Raw genomic sequence first — 19412 nt, 5'->3', positions numbered from 1 at the left:
GTTTGTTGCGTTGTTTACGCCTTATGGAAGCGAAAAAATGTCCACAGTTGATGTGAAACCACCTTTACTAATAACGGTTTTAGCGATAGTTGCCAGTTTAATCGTTACCTCTTTTGTCCCCTGGCTTTGGCTTCAACTCTGCCTGCAGTCTTTATTGTTCATTGGTTTAAGCGTTTTTTATATTAGCTACCTGCGGCGAGCCCAGGCTCCTTTTGATGAGCCTGAAGATACCGACGACAGCACCGACCACCTTGCTGAAAACTCAGGAAAGAATGCTATTGCAACGGCCGAACTCAGCTTTGCAATTACCCGTTTTAAGACTGTACTGGCCGATATTGTAGAGCGCCTGGAAGAGAGCGTCGATAACTCGTCCCGGGTGAGTGAGAGGGCTCAGGGAATAGAGGCTTTCTCGTCGGAAGTTGCGGTTGCTGCTGAGCAAACTAAGCAGATAAGTCATGAAGGCAGAGAACGAATAAAGCAGCTGACCCACGAAATTGATCTCGTTGTATCAGACAGCCGGGGAAGTGCCGAAGCAGTTAAGGGCCTGCAGGAGAAGGCCAGTGACATTCGCAAAGTGACTCAGGTTATTGACAGCATTGCCGAACAAACCAACTTGCTGGCGCTTAATGCGTCAATAGAGTCGGCTCGTGCAGGTGAGCATGGCAGAGGCTTTGCGGTCGTTGCTGATGAAGTGCGAACGCTGGCGGGAAGAACCTCGGATGCTACCGTAGAAGTCAGTAATCTGGTAGAGGCGATTCATACCGAAACGACTGCTGCTGTCAAAAATATCGAGCATTTATCAAAGCACATTGAGCAGCAGTCTGAGACAACTGCAGGCATTGTTGAGCAGCTGGCTAGCATTGTTGAGCAAGCAGAAACCGTCGAGCAACAACTGCAGAAAATAACGGCATTAATGGGAGAAAACGCTCAGGATCTTTCCCGAAACGGCGAGCTGCTGCATTCGGTTAATTCGGACCTGTCGGAACAGTATCAGCAACTTGATGATGTCAGTGGTCAGGCAGAGCAACTGGAAATGCAGTCGGAACAGTTATTTGCGCACTTGGTTGAGAACGACGCCGACGCAGAGCATAGAGTTATTTACAAAGCCGCGACGGATGCGGCACAGCAAATTGAACAGCGTTTAGAGCAGGCGCTCGAGCAGGGTGAACTGACATCCTCTGAGTTGTTCTCAAAAAACTATGAACCCGTGCCGGGGACAGATCCGGTAAAATACAAAACCGCTTACACAGAGTTTTTCGACAGTGTATTGCCCGCTATTCAAGAACCGGTTCTGAAGCGTCACGAACATATTGTCTACGCTATCGCGACTGATCCGAATGGGTATGTCGCCCGACATAATGACGCCTTTAATAAACCATTAAGCGGGGATCCAAACAAAGACTTGATCGGTAACCGTTCCCGTCGATTGTTTGATGATAAAACCGGTGCGCGTTGCGGAGCCCATACACAAGCGTTATTGTTACAGACGTACAAGCGCGACACGGGCGAGGTTATGCACGATTTATCGGTACCTGTCTATGTGAATGGAAAGCATTGGGGAGGTTTCCGTATCGGCTACAAACCTTTGTAACTGAGAAACGGGCAAGAGAGTTGTATGTCACACGATACCATTGCAATAAATAGAGAACGTCAGGATTTAAGTGGGCTGGAAGCTGTCTGGCTATTTGGTTATGGGTCACTCATTTACAAAGTTGACTTTCCTTATCTGGAAAGGGCGCCCGCCTCTATTGAAGGCTGGTCGCGCCGCTTCTGGCAAGGCTCGCATGACCATCGTGGTACGCCGGAAGCTCCGGGTAGAGTGCTCACCTTAATTGAAACGCCGGGTGAAGTTTGTACTGGTATGGCCTATAAAGTATCGCCGGATGTGTTTGAGCATTTGGATCATAGGGAGAAAAACGGTTACCTGCGTTTTACCACGGCAATGACGTTTCGCGATGGCTCTCAGAACGAAGGTCTGGTTTACATTGCAACAGAAGAAAATGAAGCGTTTCTTGGTGCTGCCCCTGAATCTGAAATAGCCCAGCATATTGCCCGTGCATCGGGACCCAGTGGCCCCAATGCCGAGTACCTGGTAAAGCTGCAACTGGCGCTACAGCAACTGGGTGTGAATGACCCACATATTACTCAGATTTATGAGGCCTTAGTAGAAGACTAAATCAGTCACTGCTAAAAACATCATCAGCGGCCTGGGGTAGCTTATAAAGCTGCCCTTGCCAGTAATGGCAGCCAAACTCTTTGAGTTTATCCAGTTGGGCCTGATTCTCTACGCCAACTGCCTGTACTTCTAAGCCTAACTCGGTGGTCATGCGTATAACTGCTTTGACCAGGTTTCGTGAGCGTTCGTTGGTATCAAGGTCGCGGATAAACTCACGTTCAATTTTAATTTTGCTGACCGCCATAGTTTTCAAATGCAGCATACTGCCTATGCCCTTCCCAAAACGGTCGATAACCAGCGTAATACCTAATTCGTGCAGTTGTTCAATAATATCGAGCGTGTTCGGCAGAGGTTCGCTTAAGCTACTCTCGCTTAAATCGAATTCAATTTTAGCTAAAAGCTTAGGGTTTTCTTTATTTAACCTGTTCATGGCCTGGTAGAGCCGCTGTGATATTTGCTCAGTGGCCAAATTAATGGCTATTTTACCTGGCGTAATATTCTGCTGTTGCCACCTTTCAACCTGGGCTACAACGTTTTCGATGACCCAAATACCCAAAGTGTCTAACATGCCGTTAGCGTCAAACTGGGGAAGGAATTTTTCAGGGTGTAAGGTACCAAGCTCTGGGTGTTCCCAACGCAGCAAAGCCTCAACACCGACGACCTGCTTATCCATATTGAGCACTGGCTGATAGACCAGTTGCATTTGCTCACTCTGAAGAACGCTATGTACATCTTCCTCTAGCTGAATTTCATCGTAAGAGCGGTTCTCAAGTTCTTGTTTGAAGTAAGCCTGGTTTTCATTCTGCTGGTCTTTAGCTGAGTTCATTGCCAAATTAGCCTGAGCTAAGAGCTTTCCGCTATCGTGCCCGTCTAAGGGGTAAACGCTGGCACCAATACTGGCTGTTAGTTGAACTTGCTGATCATCACTGGTCAGCCCAAAAGGGCGCTCGTAGGCTTTTTGAATTTGTAAGATAATATTCTGAATATCGATGTATTCGACAATGTGATTCAGCACAATAGCGAACTCGTCACCACCCAGATTGTATAGTTTAGTGCCAAAAGGAGTGACTTCTTTTAGCCTTTGGGTCAGGCGCTGTAAAATTTTGTCGCCAATGTGATGACCGTATTTGTCGTTTACCTGATGAAAATGATCGACGTTCATGACTAACACTGCAGCGAGGCGATCGCTGGGCAACTCATCCAGCAGTCTGGACAAATCTAATGCCAATGAATTGCCGTTAGGTAGCCCGGTTAAGTCGTCAAAAAATGCTAACTTCTGTAACTGCCGCTGTTGCTGTTTCATTCGGGTTACATCGCTTAATGTAGCGGTATAAGTCGCTTCTTCAGAAAAGCCTGAAACGGCCTCTCTAATTGTCAGAACAGCGGAGTAACGTTTTTTCTCTGCGTTACGGCCAACAATTAAAATGCTTTGGTTACAAGGGAAGTTACTGTCAAGATCGTCGATATCTGTAGCGGTGAAAAGCTCCTCTAACTTTGAGTTAACACACTGAGCTTCGGTTAATCCGGAAATTTCGGTAAATGGAGCATCCACGCTAATGACTTTGCGGTGCTTATTGAGCAAGGCAATACCAGATAAGACCCCATGTTCTGAGAGCTCGCCTGCTTTGCCGTTTGAGTTATCAACATAATCGGCTGAGATATTGGTCCATGAACCCTGAAAGCTTAAAGGGCGTCTGTTGGTGCGGCGTAATTCGTCCCGCACCCACACGTAGTGGCCTTGTTTATGACGGAAGCGATACTCGTAAACGAATTGGTCTTCTTCAAGGCTTCGCAAAATGGTTTTCTTGGCTAACTGCGTATCGTTCGGGTGGATATTGCGTAACCACCAGCCTGGCGCTTTCACCTCCTCGGGTGAGTAGCCCATAATGCGTTCACAATTTGGGCTGACCCAGTCAATGCGAATGCCTGAGTCCAGTGAACGCAGTTCGTAATGAATGGTAGGGCTGTTCCCAAGATAGTTATAAAGCAGTTCGCGAGATTTTTTTAGTCTTAAAACCCAAATACGAGTAAAGAAAAACAGAAAAAACACAGATAAAACGACAAAGCCCCAGGGTTTCCACCGGTTCATAAGGTTTTGGGTATCGGTTGCTAACGTTAAATTCTGAATTAGGGCGCTGGATCCAAGCTCCCAAACTATAGCTGCAACTATGTAGGCTATTACCAGAATAACTTCCGGGCGCTTGAAAAACGGTCGGCGCCACTTATGCTGAGTTGTTAACTTCATTTTGTCTTTCATTATCTTATCCGGGCCCAGGGTATATCAGCCTTTTTCAGCGACTTACTTAGAATCGATCCTTGTAGTTCCTCACATCCTATTTGTTTTAAGAGAAGGAGTTTAGCGCGGTCATTAATGCCTGTGGCTATGGTGGTTAAACCACGAGCTCTTGCCATTTTGACCATAGACGCTAACTCTCGTTTTTTGTCACTGTGCGACGTTGCTTTTTGTACCAACTCTTCAGAGAGTTTTACGGCATCTACGGGTAGTACAAAAAGTGACTGAATGGTCGAACGACCCTCTCCAAAATGTGAGGCTATGACGTTACAACCAACGCTTCTTAAACGCTCCAGATACCGTTTCGACTTATCAGACAGTGACATTAGAGCACGTTCGCTCACTTCAATATAAACTTGCCGCGCAGGAAACTTAGAGTCCTGTAGCTCGTGTGCCAGAACGTTTAGCACAATAGGGTCGACAATATCATTAATAGTGATATTAATAGAAACTCGCACTATGACTTTTTGTTTTAGCCAAGTTTTCAAGTCTTTAAAGGTGCGTTGAATCATCCAGGATGTGAACTGCTGGGTTAACGAAGCTTCCTCTATCATGGGCTTGAACTCTTCTAAATTCATGCCGCCACGTTTTGGGTGCACCCATTTTGCCGATATTTCCAGAACGGAAAAGTAACCCGTATTGGTGTTAAGGCGGGGCTGGAAGTAAAGCTGAATGTCATTATTCTTCATGGCCTCGCTAAACTGACGAGAGAACGTCACCTCTTCAATTTGGTCTATCGCGTTATCATTTTGTTCCAAAAATGAAAACTGCTGTTTTTTCTGAAAGGCATTAAATGCATGTGCCTGAGCTTCATCGAACACTTTTTGATGGTCTTCTTTTAGCTGGTCTTTTTTGACCCGGAGTACACCTGCTGCACTATCCATTTGGTACGAAACTCCGTCGACCACTATCGGCTTTTCTAAAAAGCTTTCAATTTTACTCTGCAGCTCTTTGGTATTCTCTTCTGCCTCTGCGCTAACGCCAACGAGTTCATTTTTCGACGTCTGCCCAACGTGGACCTGGTCGCCAAGTAGCTTTTTCAATTGTATTGCCATTTGTTTGACCAGTTCATTGGCTTTTTCAGTGCCTACTTGCTGCTGAATTTTCTCCATATTCTGCAAGCGAAAGTTGAAAATATCGATAAGGTCGTCCGGAGCTCCGTCCTTACTGTGACCAATAGTTTCTAGCTGTTCCAGTAAGGCATTAATGTTAGGCAAGTCTGTGCCCTGATATTTGAACTTCGCACTTTTTTCCGCGCCATTAAGTTCTTTAACGACTCTTGCAATAATGCCGGCGATAGTGGCAATGAAAGTGAAAGCCAGTAAGCGAAGGATCCAGCCGCCGGCAATTTCGTTACTGCTTATTAATGAATCAGAAAAAGAAAATGGGCTCAGTAAAACTCCGCACATGAATCCGGCCAGTGCGCCAATACGGGGGCCAAGTAGTAGTCCGGTTAATACTAAAGGAAAGTAAAGTAAATGCTCGTACAGGCTTGGAAGCCCACCGGTCATTTCAATAACCCGGATAAAAGCTGCAATAAATATCGCCAATACAAAGCCAATAAACACCTGTTTTTCGGCGTTCATCTTTGTAAAGTTAATCAAACTTTCTTTGCACCAAGTGGCAAAGCTGTATGGATCTTCCGATTTCGGCATTTATTCTTATCAGTTGTGATAAATTAAGCAGTTAGCTATGTTGAGATTGTTATCTAACGGGAAGTCTGTCAAGTCTTTACGCAAAGAATTACTAATGCCAAGGAAGCAAGTATGCGGGAATCATTAGAAAGACGTTCATTTTTACTGACACTGGCACTTGTCAGCGTTGCTTTTGCCTGGGTACTTATACCTTTTTGGGCTGCTATTTTTTGGGCCTGTGTCGTTACGGTAATTTTCTCGCCGTTGCAGCAACGGTTGAAGAACAAGTTTGGAGACAAGCCTAACCGGGCAGCGCTTGTTACGCTGCTAATTGCACTTGTTATTGTTGTTATACCGGTACTGGGAATTTCGTATTCATTCGTACAAGAGGGCGTTAGTTTTTACCAGCGACTGGATGAAGGCAAAATTAATCCAGGAAAACTTTTTGATGAAATTCAGACCGCCTTTCCGGTCATTAATGACCTACTTGCTCAGTTTGATATTAAAGCCAGCGATGTGCGAGACAAAATATCCTCGACAGCCGTCAGCGGTAGCAAGTTCTTAGCGGAAGAAGCACTCAGCATTGGTCAAAACACGTTTTCTTTTCTGATTAGCCTGGCTTTAATGATTTACCTGACTTTTTTCCTGCTAAGGGACGGACACCGTTTAATTAACTTGATGGTTAAGGCGTTACCTCTGGGAGATGAACGGGAGCGTAAGCTATTTACTAAGTTTGCGGAAGTAACACGCGCAACGGTCAAAGGGAACTTGGTGGTTGCGATAGTTCAGGGGGCGTTAGGCGGTATTATCTTTGCGTTGCTTGGCATTCCGGGTGCTTTACTTTGGGGTGTTGTGATGGCGTTCTTGTCACTCATTCCTGCAGTGGGTGCCAGCCTGGTCTGGCTACCTGTGTCTATTTATCTATACGCGACAGGAAGCTGGATAGCCGCGACCATACTCGTTGCTTACGGTGCAATTGTTATTGGTCTGGCCGATAATGTATTACGCCCAATTTTGGTTGGCCGCGATACAAAACTGCCGGACTACTTAGTGTTGTTTTCCACTCTGGGTGGTTTGTCTCTATTCGGAATTACCGGTTTTGTATTAGGGCCGCTTGTTGCAGCCCTGTTCCTGGTATTCTGGGATATCTTTATGACGGAATTTAACGCGGACCCTTAAAGCTGAGGCCGTGAATACCCGCCAACGCGCCCTTTAGGTGATAATACCCACTGCCAGAGTTGGATATCACGGGCGCGGAAGGCTCCGGCGCAAGATAGTAAGTAGTATTTCCACATACGGTAAAACTCATCATCAAATTGCGATTTAAGCTCCGGCCAGGCCTTATCAAAATTCTCAAACCAGGCCATTAGGGTTTTATCGTAATCAGCCCCAAAGTTGTGAAAGTCTTCGCAGACAAACTTTTCTTCCAGCGCGGTGCCAATTTGTGAAATAGAAGGCACTTCGCCATTAGGGAAAATGTATTTACTGATCCATGGGTCAGCTGCTGTGTCGCTGACATTTTTGCCTATCGTGTGAAGTAAAAACAGACCGTCTTCTTTAGTGCAGCGCAGGGCTACATCCATATAGTCGTCATAGTTTTTCTGGCCTACGTGCTCGAACATGCCCAGGCTGATAACCCGATCAAACTGCTCATCAAGCTCACGGTAGTCTTGTAATCGAAACTCGACAGGCAGGCCTTTACAGCGCTCTTCACCCAATGCAACTTGTTCTTTAGATATAGTAACGCCAACGCATTCAACGCCGTAATTTTCAGCAGCGTATTGCATAAAACTGCCCCAACCGCAGCCTATATCAAGCACTCGCATACCGGGTTTCAGGCCTAACTTTTTACAGCAAAGCTCAAGTTTGTGCCGTTGCGCTTCATCGACATCTTTCGCTTTTTCCCAATAAGCACAGGTATAAACCATGCGTTCGTCAAGCATAGCTGAGTACAAGTCGTTGCCCATATCGTAATGGTGCTGTCCAACTTCCCAGGCTTTCGACTGACTTTGTAGATTGAAAATGCGGCTTTTCAGAGAGTGAAAGATAAGGCGTGCGGGGTTTACTTTGTCTTGAATGCCCGACCGCAAAAGCTTGAAAAAAAACTGATCAAGAGACTCGGCATCCCATAAGCGTGCCATATAGGATTCGCCAAGACCCAGGTTGCCACGCGACAAAGCCTGATCAAAAACGGTTTCATCGTGTATTTGCATGTCCCAGGCCCGATTGCCGTTAATGCGAATATCTGCCTGAGCTAAAAGTTCTTCAACATACTCTCGTGATGTCGACATAATTGTCCGCCCATTCATGAAATTGATGGCATAAAACCGTATCAAGAACGGGCGGGCCTGGCAATATGACGTCGGTATTGCTACTTCTGCGAAGTAAACTCCGGATAAGCCTCAACGCCACAGTCAACCTGATCTAAGCCTACGTATTCCTGTTCTTTCGTCACGCGAATACCTACGGTCAGCTTGAGTATAGTCCAGATGATAAAGCTACAGGCAAAGACCCAACCGAAAATTGTGGCAACGCCGGCGAACTGAATCATAAAGCTGGCGCTGGAGTCAGTTATGGGCACTAGCAGGGTACCGAATATACCCACGACACCATGTACCGAAATGGCCCCAACCGGGTCGTCAATGTGCAGCTTATCCAGAGCAATAATTGACAACACAACAATGAGTCCGGCGACAAAGCCAAAAACACTTGCCTGCCAGGGTTCGGGAGTAACGGGTTGTGCAGTTATGGCGACTAAACCGGCTAAAGCACCGTTTAGTATCATAGTCAGGTCGGCTTTTTTCCAGAGTAACTTGGTAAACAGCAGTGCCGCTATTGTTCCTGCTGCTGCCGAGGTGTTGGTATTGACCATAGCGCGTGCAATGGCGTTGGCGTCATCAACTGAGCCCAGGGCTAACTGTGACCCGCCGTTAAAACCGAACCATCCGAACCAGAGAATAAAAGTACCCAGTGCGGCGAGAGGCATGTTTGAACCCGGTAAGGCATTAATACTGCCGTCACTCAGGTATTTGCCAGAGCGGGGACCCAGCAATATGACCGCCGCCAGTGCTGCTGATGCCCCGGTTAAGTGAACAATACTGGAGCCGGCAAAATCGACAAACCCCCAGTTTGCTATCATGCCGCCGCCCCAGGTCCACAAGCCCTGAACCGGGTAAATAAATGCGCTGAGTACCACACAAAAAACTAAAAAGCTCATGAGCTTCATTCGCTCTGCTACGGCGCCGGAAACAATGGACATAGCGGTTGCAACAAACACAACCTGAAAGAAGAAGTTTGCATCGGCGGCGTAAGCAGGGGAAGGATCCGGGTACATGACTTTATAACCAATGGCTAAATAAGTAATACAGGCAATGGAGTAGAGAGCAATATTTTTGGTCAGAATTTCAGTGGTGTTTTTGGCTCTTACCAGGCCTGCTTCTAGCATTGAAAACCCGGCCGCCATCCACATGACCAGCGCGCCGCAAACAAGCAGATAAAAAGTATCGAGGGCAAAAGTGAGTTGCTGTAAATCTTGTGCTTCCATGGGGGACTCCTTAAAGAGCGTCTTTGTCAGTTTCACCGGTACGTATGCGAACGCAGTGCTCAAGTGGCAGAACAAATATCTTTCCGTCTCCGATATTGCCGGTATGAGCCGCTGCGCTAACAACTTCCAGCGCCCGTTCAAGGGTTTCATCGGGAAGCGCCAGTTCTATTTTCATTTTGGGAAGAAAGTCGACCTGGTACTCGGCTCCTCGATACAGCTCGGTATGGCCTTTTTGCCGGCCAACACCACGAACTTCGGTTACAGTTAAGCCGGAGCAGCCAATTTCAAACAAAGCCTGCTTTACATCCTCCAGCTTGAAAGGTTTGATTAACGCAACGAGCATTTTCATGAGGCTTCCTTATTAAAAGATTGTTAAGCAACCTTCTAATTCAGGAAATGTGCCAAAGATTAATTTGTTGATATTTATGGATAAATAGAATTTCGATGAGAGCTCTGCACAAAAAACGTGCGCAACCTCTGTGCACTGCACCAAAAGTGCTATTGAACCCAGACCTTACAGGGGAGATACTATTTACCTACAGTAATGCAGGATGAAAGGTGCAGTAGCATGAAACTTGGAGCACGGCAGAGCGACCTTATTGGTGAGACAGATCTGTTACGGATACCATCGCTGTCTGATTTAACCGGGTGCGATATCTTTATTAAGTGCGAGTTTCAGAACCCGGGAGGCTCAATAAAAGATCGTGCTGCTAAACAGCTCATTGACGACGCTATGCAGCGCGGCGAACTTAAGCCGGGTATGACCGTAGTGGAAGGTACTGCCGGCAATACTGGCATTGGCCTCGCGGTTGTTGCTAAGTCCTATGGGCTGAACATGCTGGCGGTTATGCCTAATGATCAGACACCAGAAAAAGAACGGATGATACGCCTGCATGGCGGTGAGCTAATGGCCGTTGACCCGGTTCCTTTTAAAAACGAAAACCACTTTTATCACACAGCGCGTCGCTTAGCTGAAGAGCGTGACGACTGTTGGTGGGCCAATCAGTTTGAAAATACCAGCAACGCCCGCGCGCATTACCTTCATACTGGCGCGGAAATTTGGGAACAAACCGGTGGTAAAGTTGATGTTCTGGTTTCTGTAGCAGGTACTGGTGGCACCATTGGTGGTAACTCGCGCTTTTTGAAAGAGAAAAATCCGGATATTGATGTTTGGGTTGTGGACCCGGATGGCTCGGGAATTTATGAGTTCCTTCGCAGTGGTGAGTATGTTTCGACGGGCGGTTCCATGACAGAAGGCATTGGTATTATGCGGTTAGTGGATAACTTTCGTCAGGCACGCATTGATCATGCCGTTAACTTGCCCGATCAGGATTTAGTCACGCTGTCGCGTTATGTCAGAGACAAGGACGGTATTGTGCTGGGTAGCAGCTCCGCGCTTAATGTTGCCGGCGCTTTGGCTGCTGCTTTGCGAAAGGGGCCGGGGCAACGTATCGTGACGTTTTCCTGTGATTTAGGTGAGCGTTCGGTCAGTAAATTGTATAACCCGGAGTATTTACGAGGGCGTGAATTAAACCCTGAGCCCGAGCCCATTGAGGTGCTGATAAAACGTTACCGCGAGCTCGGCGATAAAGTGCTAGAGGTTAACTGGAATAATGAATAGATTCATCATTTGCACTTTGTTATCAGGCTTGGCAGTTGCTGCACCAAAAGCACAGGAGACTCTGCCGGACGCGCCGTTTCATGATTTAAAAGTACCTGAGTTTCTGGATATTGCGCATCGTGGTGCGTCGGGTTATCTACCGGAACATACTCAGGCCAGTACGGTTATGGCCCATGCATTAGGTGCGGACTTCATTGAACAGGACATACAGCTAACTCGTGACGGTGTGCCGGTGGTTTTGCACGACGAAAAACTGGACCATGTTACCAACGTGTCTGAAGTATTCCCGGAGAAGCACCGGCCCGATGGTAAATATTATGTGGTCGACTTTTCCCTGGATGAATTAAAGCGCTTAACGGTTGTTGCCCGCCATAAAGACTATGAGCTGGTCTATCCTAAACGCTTCGCTCAACCGGATGTGCGCTTCCCTATTCAAACCCTGGATGAACACATTAAGTTGATTCATGAACTGAACCGGGTGCGTGAGATGTCCACCGGTATTTATGTGGAGCTGAAATCTTCACGTTGGTATCAGCAACAAGGGTACGACATTACTTCAGCTGTTATGTCGGTACTTGCACGAAATGGCTATTCTGACAAACGGCCTACCCCTATTTATTTGCAGTCTTTTGATCCGGAAGTCTTGCGGCGCTTAAAACGAGAGTTTAACTGGGACGCGCCCCTCATTCAGCTGGTTGGCGATAACGAGTGGGGCGCGACAGATATTGACTACAGCGCTATGCGATCCAGTGCTGGTTTAGAGTCGGTTAAGAGCTACGCAGAAGGGGTCGGGCTGTGGTTAAATCATGTATTAGAAGGTGTCTCTGAAAACGGCGAGCCGCAATGGAGCGATGTTTTAGACTCTGCGGAAGAAAAGGGACTGAATGTTCATGTTTATACCTTGCGAGCTGACGACCTGCCCGACGGCGTTAAGTCTCATGGTCAGCTACGACAGTGGTTGAAGCAGGCCGGTGTTGAGGGTGTATTCACAGACTTTCCGGATAAAAAGTAAACCGCATTTTAAAACCGTCACTGCCGTCATCATAATAGTTTGGCAGAATATCGATAGTTTCGAAGCCACAGTTTTGATACCAATGAATGGCGGTTTTATTATCACTTTTTACTTCCAGAGACATAGCTTCAGCGCCCTGCCTTTTGGCGGTGTCCAGTACGTGATTAATGAGTAAATTGCCGACACCAAAACCACGAAAGTTTAGTGATACAGCAATAGAGTACAGGCGCCATACTTTACTGTTGCGCCGGGTGAACGCAATGGCATACCCGGCTAGCTGGTTTTCTGAACGCGCCACCCAGCAATAATTATGATCAGACTGAATAACCTGCCGGAAGCTGCGGCGACTAATACAACTGTAATTAAATGTCGCCCGCTCCAGTGTAACTAATTGATCAAGATCGGTGAGCTTTGCAGGCTCAACCCTAAACTCAGTATTCATCCAGACGTCGTCCAAAGTCAGCCATTATCAGCCGATAGAGTTCATATCCTAAATGTTTATCTTCAACACCTGACTCAATTGACGGGTTATCGTTAATTTCAATAACCACCGGGCCTTTAGGTGTTTGCTTAATATCAACACCGTACAGGCCGTCGCCAATTAAGCGAGTTGCCTGTAGTGCCAGTCTGACCACGTCTTTCGGGGCCTGATGTACGCCTAAAGTTGCAAAAGACCCACTCTTACCCCGCGAAGACGACTCGCTATGATTATAAATTTGCCAATGGTTACGGGCCATAAAATACTGACAGGCGTATATGGGGCGGTTATTCAGCACACCGATACGCCAGTCGTATTCGGTTTTCATAAACTCTTGTGCCAGCAAAATAGTGGATTGTTTGAAAAGCTCCGCTGCCACTTGTTTAAATTGCTCAAGGCTTTCTGCTTTTTCCACACCGATAGAAAATGAACCGTCAGGGATTTTCAGCACGACCGGATAACCCAGGCGCTCGCCTATGGCTTGGTAATCAATTTCTGACTGGCTCAGCAGCAGTTCTGTTTTCGGCGTTGCAACTTTATGCTTATCCAACAGTTCAGTTAAGAACACCTTATTGGCACACTTAACAATAGAGTCGGGGTGGTCAATAACCACCATGCCATTAGCCTCCGCTTTTTTAGCAAAGTGGTAGGTGTAGTGGTTAATACGGGTCGTTTCCCGTATGAAAAGCGCATCAAACTCCAGTAAACGGTTAAAGTCGTTCGCCGTAATCAGCTCAGCTTCAATATCCGCTTCTTTTGCGGCCTTAATAAACTGTGCCAGTGCCTTTTTGTCGCTGGTCGGAATGGCCTCGTCCGGATTATAAAGAATGGCTAAATCAAAACGGTACTCTTTACGTGTACGTGCCTTTCGCCACACTCGCTTACTGAAATGGTCCAGTGAGTTACCAAAAAAACTTTGTTGCTCGTCACTCAGCTCATTAAGCGCGCCGGAGGTGAGCTTGTTGATGTGCCAACGGCCGCTAAATTCCAGCTCAACTTTTAAAATAGGACACGGATAGCGCTCAAAAATTTGCCGTGCAAAAGACGCCAGTTCTGGCTGTTCGCACAAGCCAAAGCAAATTAATAGGGATAGCGACTTCTGATCATAGTTCTGCAAATACTTTGTGAGTGATCGGTCAGCGGTATTAATCAGTAACTGATAATGAGAGAAGTTAGTCAGGTCGTTAATGGTGGCGACAGAAGGCATGACTCTTTGCCCTCGGGCTTCTGCGAGCAGGCTGACGTAATAGCCGGTGGATAAGTAAGATAGGTCATTGCACAAATTTAAGACGTGATAACGACTTTGCAAATGCGCTGATTGTAAGTATTCACTTGCAGTGAGTAAGCTTTGACTTGGGTAATAAGGCTGCCAGTCGGCGGCATTATCTATGATAAGGTGAACGTGTTGCTGCATGTCGTAAAGTACTCGAAAGTCGCTAAAAGAGGTGTAAGTTATTTGCTTATTATTTGCGTAATAAATGCAACTCACACTATATTAGAAAGACAACGGATAACAAGCAGATTTGCTGTTTTATCTTTTTCAAAGGAGTCAGGTGAATGCTGACAATTCTGGCAAAGTTGTTAAAGGCTTTGAATTCTGAAACTAGCGCGTGGGCCCTGGCCTTAGCTGTCGTACTAGGGATGTTCATCGGGATAACGCCGCTATGGCGGATCCATAACTTAATTATAATTCTGGCGGCCTTGATCTTCCGCGTTAACCTCAGTTTATTTATCGTATCTTTTGGTGTGTTCTCGGGTATCGCCTACCTGCTTGACCCCTGGTTTCACAGCTTAGGGTTGAGCTTGTTAGAAGCTTCAAGTTGGCAGGGAATTTACGAAGCTATGTACGCTACTGCGTTAGGTCGCCTTTCCATGTTTAACCACACTATTACCATGGGTAGCTTTGTTATCGCTCTTATCGCTGCGCCAATAGTGGCAGCCATAAGCTACTGGGTTATTGCCAATTACCGCAAACGCATTCAGGCGAAAATAATGAAACTTCGTGTTGTACAGGTCATTCGTGGCAGCCGTTTCTGGCAAATTTATACGGACTTAAGGGGGTGAGCATGAAACGTAGCATCATTCGCTGGCCGGGACTGGCCGTATTTGCCGGATTTGTGCTGTTATTAGTCGCTATTTCCTGGCTCTTTCTGGACACCATTATAAAAGTGACCCTGGAACATACTATGGGTCGGTTAAACGGTGCTGAAGTGAATATTGAGCGAGTAGAGCATCGCTGGGTTCCGTTGTCTTTAACGGTAGCCGGAGTTCAGGTGACTGACCCTAACGCCCCTCAGAATAACCGGGTACAAATTGGTGAAGCCTCTGCTGACATCAGTCCAACCGAGCTGGTACTTGGCAGAACCTTAATTGAACAGCTTACTATGACAGGTATACGTGTCAATCAACCCAGAGAGAGCGAAGGTGAGGTTTACGTATTACCGGACAAAGAAGATATGCAGGGGTGGGCGAACCAATCCTGGGATAAGCTGACCATGTCGCTGCCTTCTGTGGATGAGATTGTTAGTCAGGTTGATTTGCGTACCGAAAAAGTCATTGAAGAAGCCAAAACGGCTTATGAACAACAAGAACAGGAAGTAAAAGCCGCGCAGGAAGCACTGCCCAGCGAGGAGAAAATAAAGGAATATGAGCAAAAAATTAAGCAAATAACCGAAGGTAAAGTAGAAGGTCTGGGCGATATTGCCGCCAGGAAAAAGGCTTTAGACGAGTTGAAAGAGTCGATAAGAGCCGATAAAGAGGCGGTAAGCAACTTTCGTGATGAAGTCAAACAAGCGAAAGACGTGGTGCAACAGCAAATTAGTGAGTTAAAAAATGCGCCCGGTAATGATATTGACCGCATTAAATCCTTTTTCAGTATGGACGGCAGTGGCTTACAGAACGTGACTGGTTTGCTTTTGGGAGATAAGGCCCGCGAGTGGAGTAAGTATGTACTTCTGGCGTATGAGCAGCTGGGCCCTATGCTGGCGCGCTCCGATAACTCAGCGACAGTAGAACCGGTTCGCGGTGAAGGCCAGAGAATCTCATTCGCTGATGACAACGCTCCGCCTGAGTTTTTAATTAAAAAAGCTCGTACGGAATTTATGGTGGGCGGTACCGTTATTGATGTCGACTGGCAGAACATAACGCATCAGCACAATTTACTGGGACAACCCACAACCTACCAGGCCAGAGCAGACAACAGCGATTTGTGGAGCGCATTTAACCTTAATGGTGAGATGTCGTTGACCGACTTGGGCATAGACGCAAGGCAGCAATGGCAGTTGAAAGGCGCTCAATTACAAAACCTGGGCCTTAGTGACAGCAGTGAGCTGAGTGCTCGTGTTTTGTCTTCTTTGCTGGATAGCGACGGAACGGTACTGGTTCGTGAGAATAAGCTTGATGGCAAAGCCATGGTCCGGATGTTGAACCTTGATCTGGAAGCCGAGGGCAGTAGCAAACTGACATCAGCTATTGCCGGTGCTTTGAAACAGCTGCAAAGGCTGGATATCACCACCAATATTGGAGGTGACATTCAAAGCCCTTCGCTGAGTTTTGAGTCGGACCTGGATAACCAGTTAGGTGACTTACTGACACAAAGTGCAATGGGTGAGGCCGATGAGAAACTGGCGGAAATTAAGGCCGATTTGACCGCAAAAGTCTCTGACCAATTGGGCGGTCAGCAAGGTTTGCTGGAAAACCTGACTCAGTGGGATAACGAATCAGGCGATAAGAGTGAGCAGCTCGAAGAGTTACTTAAGGCAAAAATTGAAGACAGCCTGAAAGATAAGCTTAAGGGCCGCATTTTCGGCGACTCTTAAGCTAAGCAGAGTTACTCAGTGGTTAAAAACTCGCTGAGTAACTCGGCTTTTTGTTGAATAGAAAACAGTCCGTTTAAGTGTCCCCAGGGACCATTAATTTCTTCGTACTGAACCTCTTTACCCATTTCTCTAAGTTGCTCCGCCGTGTTTTCTGCCATGTACGGCATTAACAGCAGGTCGTTACTGGATGGCAAAAACAAGGCTTTTGCGGAAATGTTTTTTAATCCATCTTTTAAAGTATCCTGATGACCGGCAACAAACAGCTGGTTTGCACGCACCAGGTAAAGAATATGGTTCGCATCTGCCAGTGGTGCACGCGCACGGCTGGCACCGTATAACCATTCTACGGCCGGCAGTTCATTAGTCACGGACTCAAGGCCCTTTTCAGGCAGGGTTTCCTGTTTCGGTACGGCCTGATTAATGTATTCCGGATGCATCGCACCATGGGTGATCATGGCTTGTGCCATAGTGACACCATCTAAAGGCGCGTCGCCGTCGTAGTAGTCACCACCGTTCCAGTTAGGGTCCAGCTTAATGGCTTGTGCCCACTGCTCCAGACCCATTATGGTCCAGGCGTCTAACGAGCCGGCACCAATAACAGAGACCATACGCTCAACCCAGTCCGGGTAAGCCGCTGCCCATTCAATGGCCTGCAATGAACCCATAGAAGCGCCAACCACTGCGTGCAGTTTTTTAACGCCTAATTCTTCCAGTAGGGCTTTTTGCACATTCACAAAGTCGCGTATGGTCACCACCGGAAAGTCTAAACCGTAGGGCTTTCCGGTATCCGGATTAATGCTGGCAGGACCGGTAGTAATGACAGTAGGAAGGTTAGGGTAAGCGTTGACTAACGAATCAACGCTAATAACATAGTACTTATCGGTATCAATGGCTTTGCCTGGGCCGATAATAGAATCCCAGTAGCCAGCCTGTTGGTCATCCTCACTGTACTTGCCAGCGGCGTGACTGTTGCCGGAGAAAAAGTGTGTAATAAGCACGACATTATCTTTTGCTTCATTAAGTGTTCCGTAGGACTCCCAGCCCACTTTGACGTCTTTAATGGTTTCACCGCCGTGGGTGGTATAACTGTCCATACTAAAGGTCTTTTTCTCGACCCATTGCTCGGCTGCTAAAGGTAAGCTGATCAGCAATATCGCAATGCTAATAACCGTTGTCCATAATCGTGTCATGACACATTCTCCTGCAAGTAATTTTGGTACTGCTCACGCAATTTATTTTTAACCAGCTTACCGGTGCCGGTATGGGGTAATTCATCAACAAAGACTACGTCGTCCGGCATCCACCAACGGGCAATTTTACCGGTTAAAAAGTCTTTAATGTCTTGCTTTGACAGCTGGTGACCTTTATTCAACACCACCAGCAATAACGGCCGTTCGTCCCATTTCGGGTGCTTAACACCAATAACACAGGACTCGTTAACTGCTTCCTGCTGGCTGACAATGTTTTCGATATCCAGAGAGCTTATCCATTCGCCGCCGCTTTTAATCACATCTTTTTTACGGTCAACCACTTTCATAAAGCCTTCAGGGTCAATAACGGCAATGTCTCCCGTAGCCAGCCACCCATCCGGAAAGCTACTTAAGTCATCATTGCGAAAATACTGCGACGCAATCCAGTGTCCGCGAACCTGTAATTCTCCGCGGGTTTCACCGTCGTTAGGCAGTGGCTGATCATCGGCATCAACAATGCGATGTTCAATACCAAAAACAGGACGGCCTGCGGTTGTCTGTAACAGATATTGTTCGTCCTTCGGTCTACTCACAATATCCGCTTGCGGCGGTACCGAATGAACCAGGGGCCCGGTTTCTGTCATACCCCATATCGGCTGCCAGTAAACGTCGTACTCTTGATCATAGGTTTTAACCAGCCCCATAGGGGAAGCCGCCCCTCCTACGCAAACGCGTTGCAGCGATGGGATGTCCAGCTTATTTTCATTCAAATAATTGTGCAAAGTGAGCCAAATGGTCGGTACGCCTAAGCCAACAGTGACGTGTTCGTTGCGAATCATGTCCGCCATAGCCTCACCCGAGGTACCGTCGCCAGTGAACACTAACTTACAACCGGACAAAGGACCGGCGTAGGGCGCGCCCCAGGCGGCTACGTGATACATAGTGACCATGGGCATTAATACAGTATCACTGCGTAGGTCAAGCATGTCGGCACTGACGGTTGCCTGGGCGTGTAACACCATAGCGCGATGTGAGGCTAGCACGCCTTTGGGGTTGCCCGTAGTGCCCGAGGTGTAACAAAGCAGCGCCGCGCTGTTTTCATCAACGTCTGGCCAGTCATAGTCTTTAGGTTCTGATTCCAGAAGTTCTTCATAACAAAGCACATTCTTAAGCTTGGTATTCGGCATGTGGTTTTGGTCGGTCATTACTACAAAGCCTTTTACCCCGGGCAGTTCGTCTTCAATGGACTCCAGTAGCTCGACAAAACTTAGGTCGACAAAGACCCACCCGCTTTCAGCATGGTTTAGGATCCAGGCTATCTGTTCGCCAAACAGGCGGGGGTTTACGGTATGCATAACAGCGCCGCTGCCGCTTACCGCATAGTAAAGCTCCATATGACGATACGTGTTCCAGGCCAGACTGGCTACGCGCTCGCCGGGTTGTACCCCCAGCTTTTTTAATGCGTGGGCTAATTGTCCGCTTCGTTGCCAGCATTCGGCATAGCAATACCGGTGAATGTCACCCTCCAGCCGTCGGGTGACAATCTCCTGTCGAGGGTGGCGGCTCGCTGCAAATTTCAGTAAATCGATAATTTGCAGCGGCCGTTTCATCATATTTCCTAACATGGTCAAATCCCCTTACTGCTG

16 protein-coding genes are annotated in these 19412 nt (G+C 47.2%); 7 read left to right on the top strand and 9 right to left on the bottom strand.

All coding sequences use genetic code 11. The features are described from left to right. Positions 1-37: 37 nt before the first annotated feature. Together K5X84_RS10225 and K5X84_RS10220 are read left to right on the top strand one after the other, a co-directional pair. On the top strand, positions 38-1591 hold the full coding sequence (locus K5X84_RS10225) for a methyl-accepting chemotaxis protein (protein WP_222235777.1): 1554 nt from the start codon (positions 38-40) through the stop codon (positions 1589-1591). Between the two features lie 24 nt (positions 1592-1615). After that, entirely contained in the window at positions 1616-2176 is a 561-nt protein-coding gene (locus tag K5X84_RS10220; RefSeq protein ID WP_054489497.1) for a gamma-glutamylcyclotransferase, read from the top strand. Between the two features lies 1 nt (position 2177). On the opposite strand, the gene K5X84_RS10215 is transcribed toward K5X84_RS10220, so the two are convergent. Together K5X84_RS10215 and K5X84_RS10210 are read right to left on the bottom strand one after the other, a co-directional pair. Then, positions 2178-4433 carry an EAL domain-containing protein gene (locus K5X84_RS10215; protein ID WP_222235776.1) on the bottom strand — a complete coding sequence of 752 codons (2256 nt, stop codon included), beginning with the start codon at positions 4431-4433 and terminating at the stop codon, positions 2178-2180. Beyond that, positions 4433-6124 carry an EAL domain-containing protein gene (locus tag K5X84_RS10210; protein WP_222235775.1) on the bottom strand — a complete coding sequence of 564 codons (1692 nt, stop codon included), beginning with the start codon at positions 6122-6124 and terminating at the stop codon, positions 4433-4435. Before K5X84_RS10210 ends, K5X84_RS10215 begins: the two co-directional genes overlap by 1 nt. Before the next feature lie 111 nt (positions 6125-6235). On the opposite strand from K5X84_RS10210, the gene K5X84_RS10205 reads away from it, so the two are divergent. Next, on the top strand, positions 6236-7282 hold the full coding sequence (locus tag K5X84_RS10205) for an AI-2E family transporter (RefSeq protein WP_222235774.1): 1047 nt from the start codon (positions 6236-6238) through the stop codon (positions 7280-7282). On the opposite strand, the gene cfa is transcribed toward K5X84_RS10205, so the two are convergent. The 3 genes from cfa to K5X84_RS10190 all read right to left on the bottom strand — a co-directional run bounded on the left by cfa (position 7279) and on the right by K5X84_RS10190 (position 9996). Beyond that, positions 7279-8394 (bottom strand): cyclopropane fatty acyl phospholipid synthase, encoded by a 1116-nt coding sequence (gene cfa / locus K5X84_RS10200; protein ID WP_222235773.1) that lies wholly within the window; start codon positions 8392-8394, stop codon positions 7279-7281. The two genes, K5X84_RS10205 and cfa, sit on opposite strands and share 4 nt — an antisense overlap. Positions 8395-8474: 80 nt before the next feature. After that, positions 8475-9647 (bottom strand): ammonium transporter, encoded by a 1173-nt coding sequence (locus tag K5X84_RS10195; protein ID WP_199494341.1) that lies wholly within the window; start codon positions 9645-9647, stop codon positions 8475-8477. Positions 9648-9657: 10 nt separating this feature from the next. Then, on the bottom strand, positions 9658-9996 hold the full coding sequence (locus tag K5X84_RS10190) for a P-II family nitrogen regulator (RefSeq protein ID WP_054489485.1): 339 nt from the start codon (positions 9994-9996) through the stop codon (positions 9658-9660). A gap of 219 nt (positions 9997-10215) precedes the next feature. On the opposite strand from K5X84_RS10190, the gene K5X84_RS10185 reads away from it, so the two are divergent. Together K5X84_RS10185 and glpQ are read left to right on the top strand one after the other, a co-directional pair. Continuing rightward, positions 10216-11268, top strand: a complete 1053-nt coding sequence (locus tag K5X84_RS10185; protein WP_222235772.1) for a cysteine synthase A — start codon at positions 10216-10218, stop codon at positions 11266-11268. Continuing rightward, entirely contained in the window at positions 11261-12280 is a 1020-nt protein-coding gene (glpQ, locus tag K5X84_RS10180; RefSeq protein ID WP_222235771.1) for a glycerophosphodiester phosphodiesterase, read from the top strand. The genes K5X84_RS10185 and glpQ overlap by 8 nt, the downstream gene beginning before the upstream one ends. On the opposite strand, the gene K5X84_RS10175 is transcribed toward glpQ, so the two are convergent. Continuing rightward, positions 12255-12722 carry a GNAT family N-acetyltransferase gene (locus tag K5X84_RS10175; protein ID WP_054489479.1) on the bottom strand — a complete coding sequence of 156 codons (468 nt, stop codon included), beginning with the start codon at positions 12720-12722 and terminating at the stop codon, positions 12255-12257. The two genes, glpQ and K5X84_RS10175, sit on opposite strands and share 26 nt — an antisense overlap. Beyond that, positions 12712-14172, bottom strand: a complete 1461-nt coding sequence (locus K5X84_RS10170; RefSeq protein WP_222235770.1) for a RimK family protein — start codon at positions 14170-14172, stop codon at positions 12712-12714. Before K5X84_RS10170 ends, K5X84_RS10175 begins: the two co-directional genes overlap by 11 nt. A 143-nt stretch (positions 14173-14315) precedes the next feature. Between K5X84_RS10170 and K5X84_RS10165 the strand changes: the two genes are divergently transcribed. After that, positions 14316-14822 (top strand): DUF2062 domain-containing protein, encoded by a 507-nt coding sequence (locus tag K5X84_RS10165; RefSeq protein ID WP_199494344.1) that lies wholly within the window; start codon positions 14316-14318, stop codon positions 14820-14822. A 2-nt stretch (positions 14823-14824) separates the two neighbouring features. After that, the gene (locus K5X84_RS10160; RefSeq protein WP_054489475.1) at positions 14825-16576 is read left to right on the top strand and encodes a TIGR03545 family protein; all 1752 of its coding nucleotides are present in this window, start codon (positions 14825-14827) and stop codon (positions 16574-16576) included. A gap of 11 nt (positions 16577-16587) precedes the next feature. On the opposite strand, the gene K5X84_RS10155 is transcribed toward K5X84_RS10160, so the two are convergent. After that, entirely contained in the window at positions 16588-17766 is a 1179-nt protein-coding gene (locus K5X84_RS10155) for an E22 family MetX-like putative esterase (RefSeq protein ID WP_222235769.1), read from the bottom strand. After that, positions 17763-19391 (bottom strand): long-chain fatty acid--CoA ligase, encoded by a 1629-nt coding sequence (locus K5X84_RS10150; protein WP_222235768.1) that lies wholly within the window; start codon positions 19389-19391, stop codon positions 17763-17765. Before K5X84_RS10150 ends, K5X84_RS10155 begins: the two co-directional genes overlap by 4 nt. Positions 19392-19412: the final 21 nt, after the last annotated feature.

Source organism: Idiomarina abyssalis (assembly GCF_019797805.1).
Classification (GTDB): domain Bacteria; phylum Pseudomonadota; class Gammaproteobacteria; order Enterobacterales; family Alteromonadaceae; genus Idiomarina; species Idiomarina abyssalis.
The sequence above is the reverse complement of the archived record's forward strand: the minus strand, read 5'-3'. Positions and strand labels throughout refer to the sequence as shown.

Coding starts and splice junctions, on each gene's coding strand:
- K5X84_RS10155 (WP_222235769.1), bottom strand. CDS start 17,766: ATGACACGATTATGGACAACGGTTATTAGCATTGCGATATTGCTGATC.
- K5X84_RS10205 (WP_222235774.1), top strand. CDS start 6,236: ATGCGGGAATCATTAGAAAGACGTTCATTTTTACTGACACTGGCACTT.
- K5X84_RS10195 (WP_199494341.1), bottom strand. CDS start 9,647: ATGGAAGCACAAGATTTACAGCAACTCACTTTTGCCCTCGATACTTTT.
- glpQ (WP_222235771.1), top strand. CDS start 11,261: ATGAATAGATTCATCATTTGCACTTTGTTATCAGGCTTGGCAGTTGCT.
- K5X84_RS10150 (WP_222235768.1), bottom strand. CDS start 19,391: ATGTTAGGAAATATGATGAAACGGCCGCTGCAAATTATCGATTTACTG.
- cfa (WP_222235773.1), bottom strand. CDS start 8,394: ATGTCGACATCACGAGAGTATGTTGAAGAACTTTTAGCTCAGGCAGAT.
- K5X84_RS10165 (WP_199494344.1), top strand. CDS start 14,316: ATGCTGACAATTCTGGCAAAGTTGTTAAAGGCTTTGAATTCTGAAACT.
- K5X84_RS10225 (WP_222235777.1), top strand. CDS start 38: ATGTCCACAGTTGATGTGAAACCACCTTTACTAATAACGGTTTTAGCG.
- K5X84_RS10160 (WP_054489475.1), top strand. CDS start 14,825: ATGAAACGTAGCATCATTCGCTGGCCGGGACTGGCCGTATTTGCCGGA.
- K5X84_RS10170 (WP_222235770.1), bottom strand. CDS start 14,172: ATGCAGCAACACGTTCACCTTATCATAGATAATGCCGCCGACTGGCAG.
- K5X84_RS10190 (WP_054489485.1), bottom strand. CDS start 9,996: ATGAAAATGCTCGTTGCGTTAATCAAACCTTTCAAGCTGGAGGATGTA.
- K5X84_RS10220 (WP_054489497.1), top strand. CDS start 1,616: ATGTCACACGATACCATTGCAATAAATAGAGAACGTCAGGATTTAAGT.
- K5X84_RS10215 (WP_222235776.1), bottom strand. CDS start 4,433: ATGAAAGACAAAATGAAGTTAACAACTCAGCATAAGTGGCGCCGACCG.
- K5X84_RS10175 (WP_054489479.1), bottom strand. CDS start 12,722: ATGAATACTGAGTTTAGGGTTGAGCCTGCAAAGCTCACCGATCTTGAT.
- K5X84_RS10185 (WP_222235772.1), top strand. CDS start 10,216: ATGAAACTTGGAGCACGGCAGAGCGACCTTATTGGTGAGACAGATCTG.
- K5X84_RS10210 (WP_222235775.1), bottom strand. CDS start 6,124: ATGCCGAAATCGGAAGATCCATACAGCTTTGCCACTTGGTGCAAAGAA.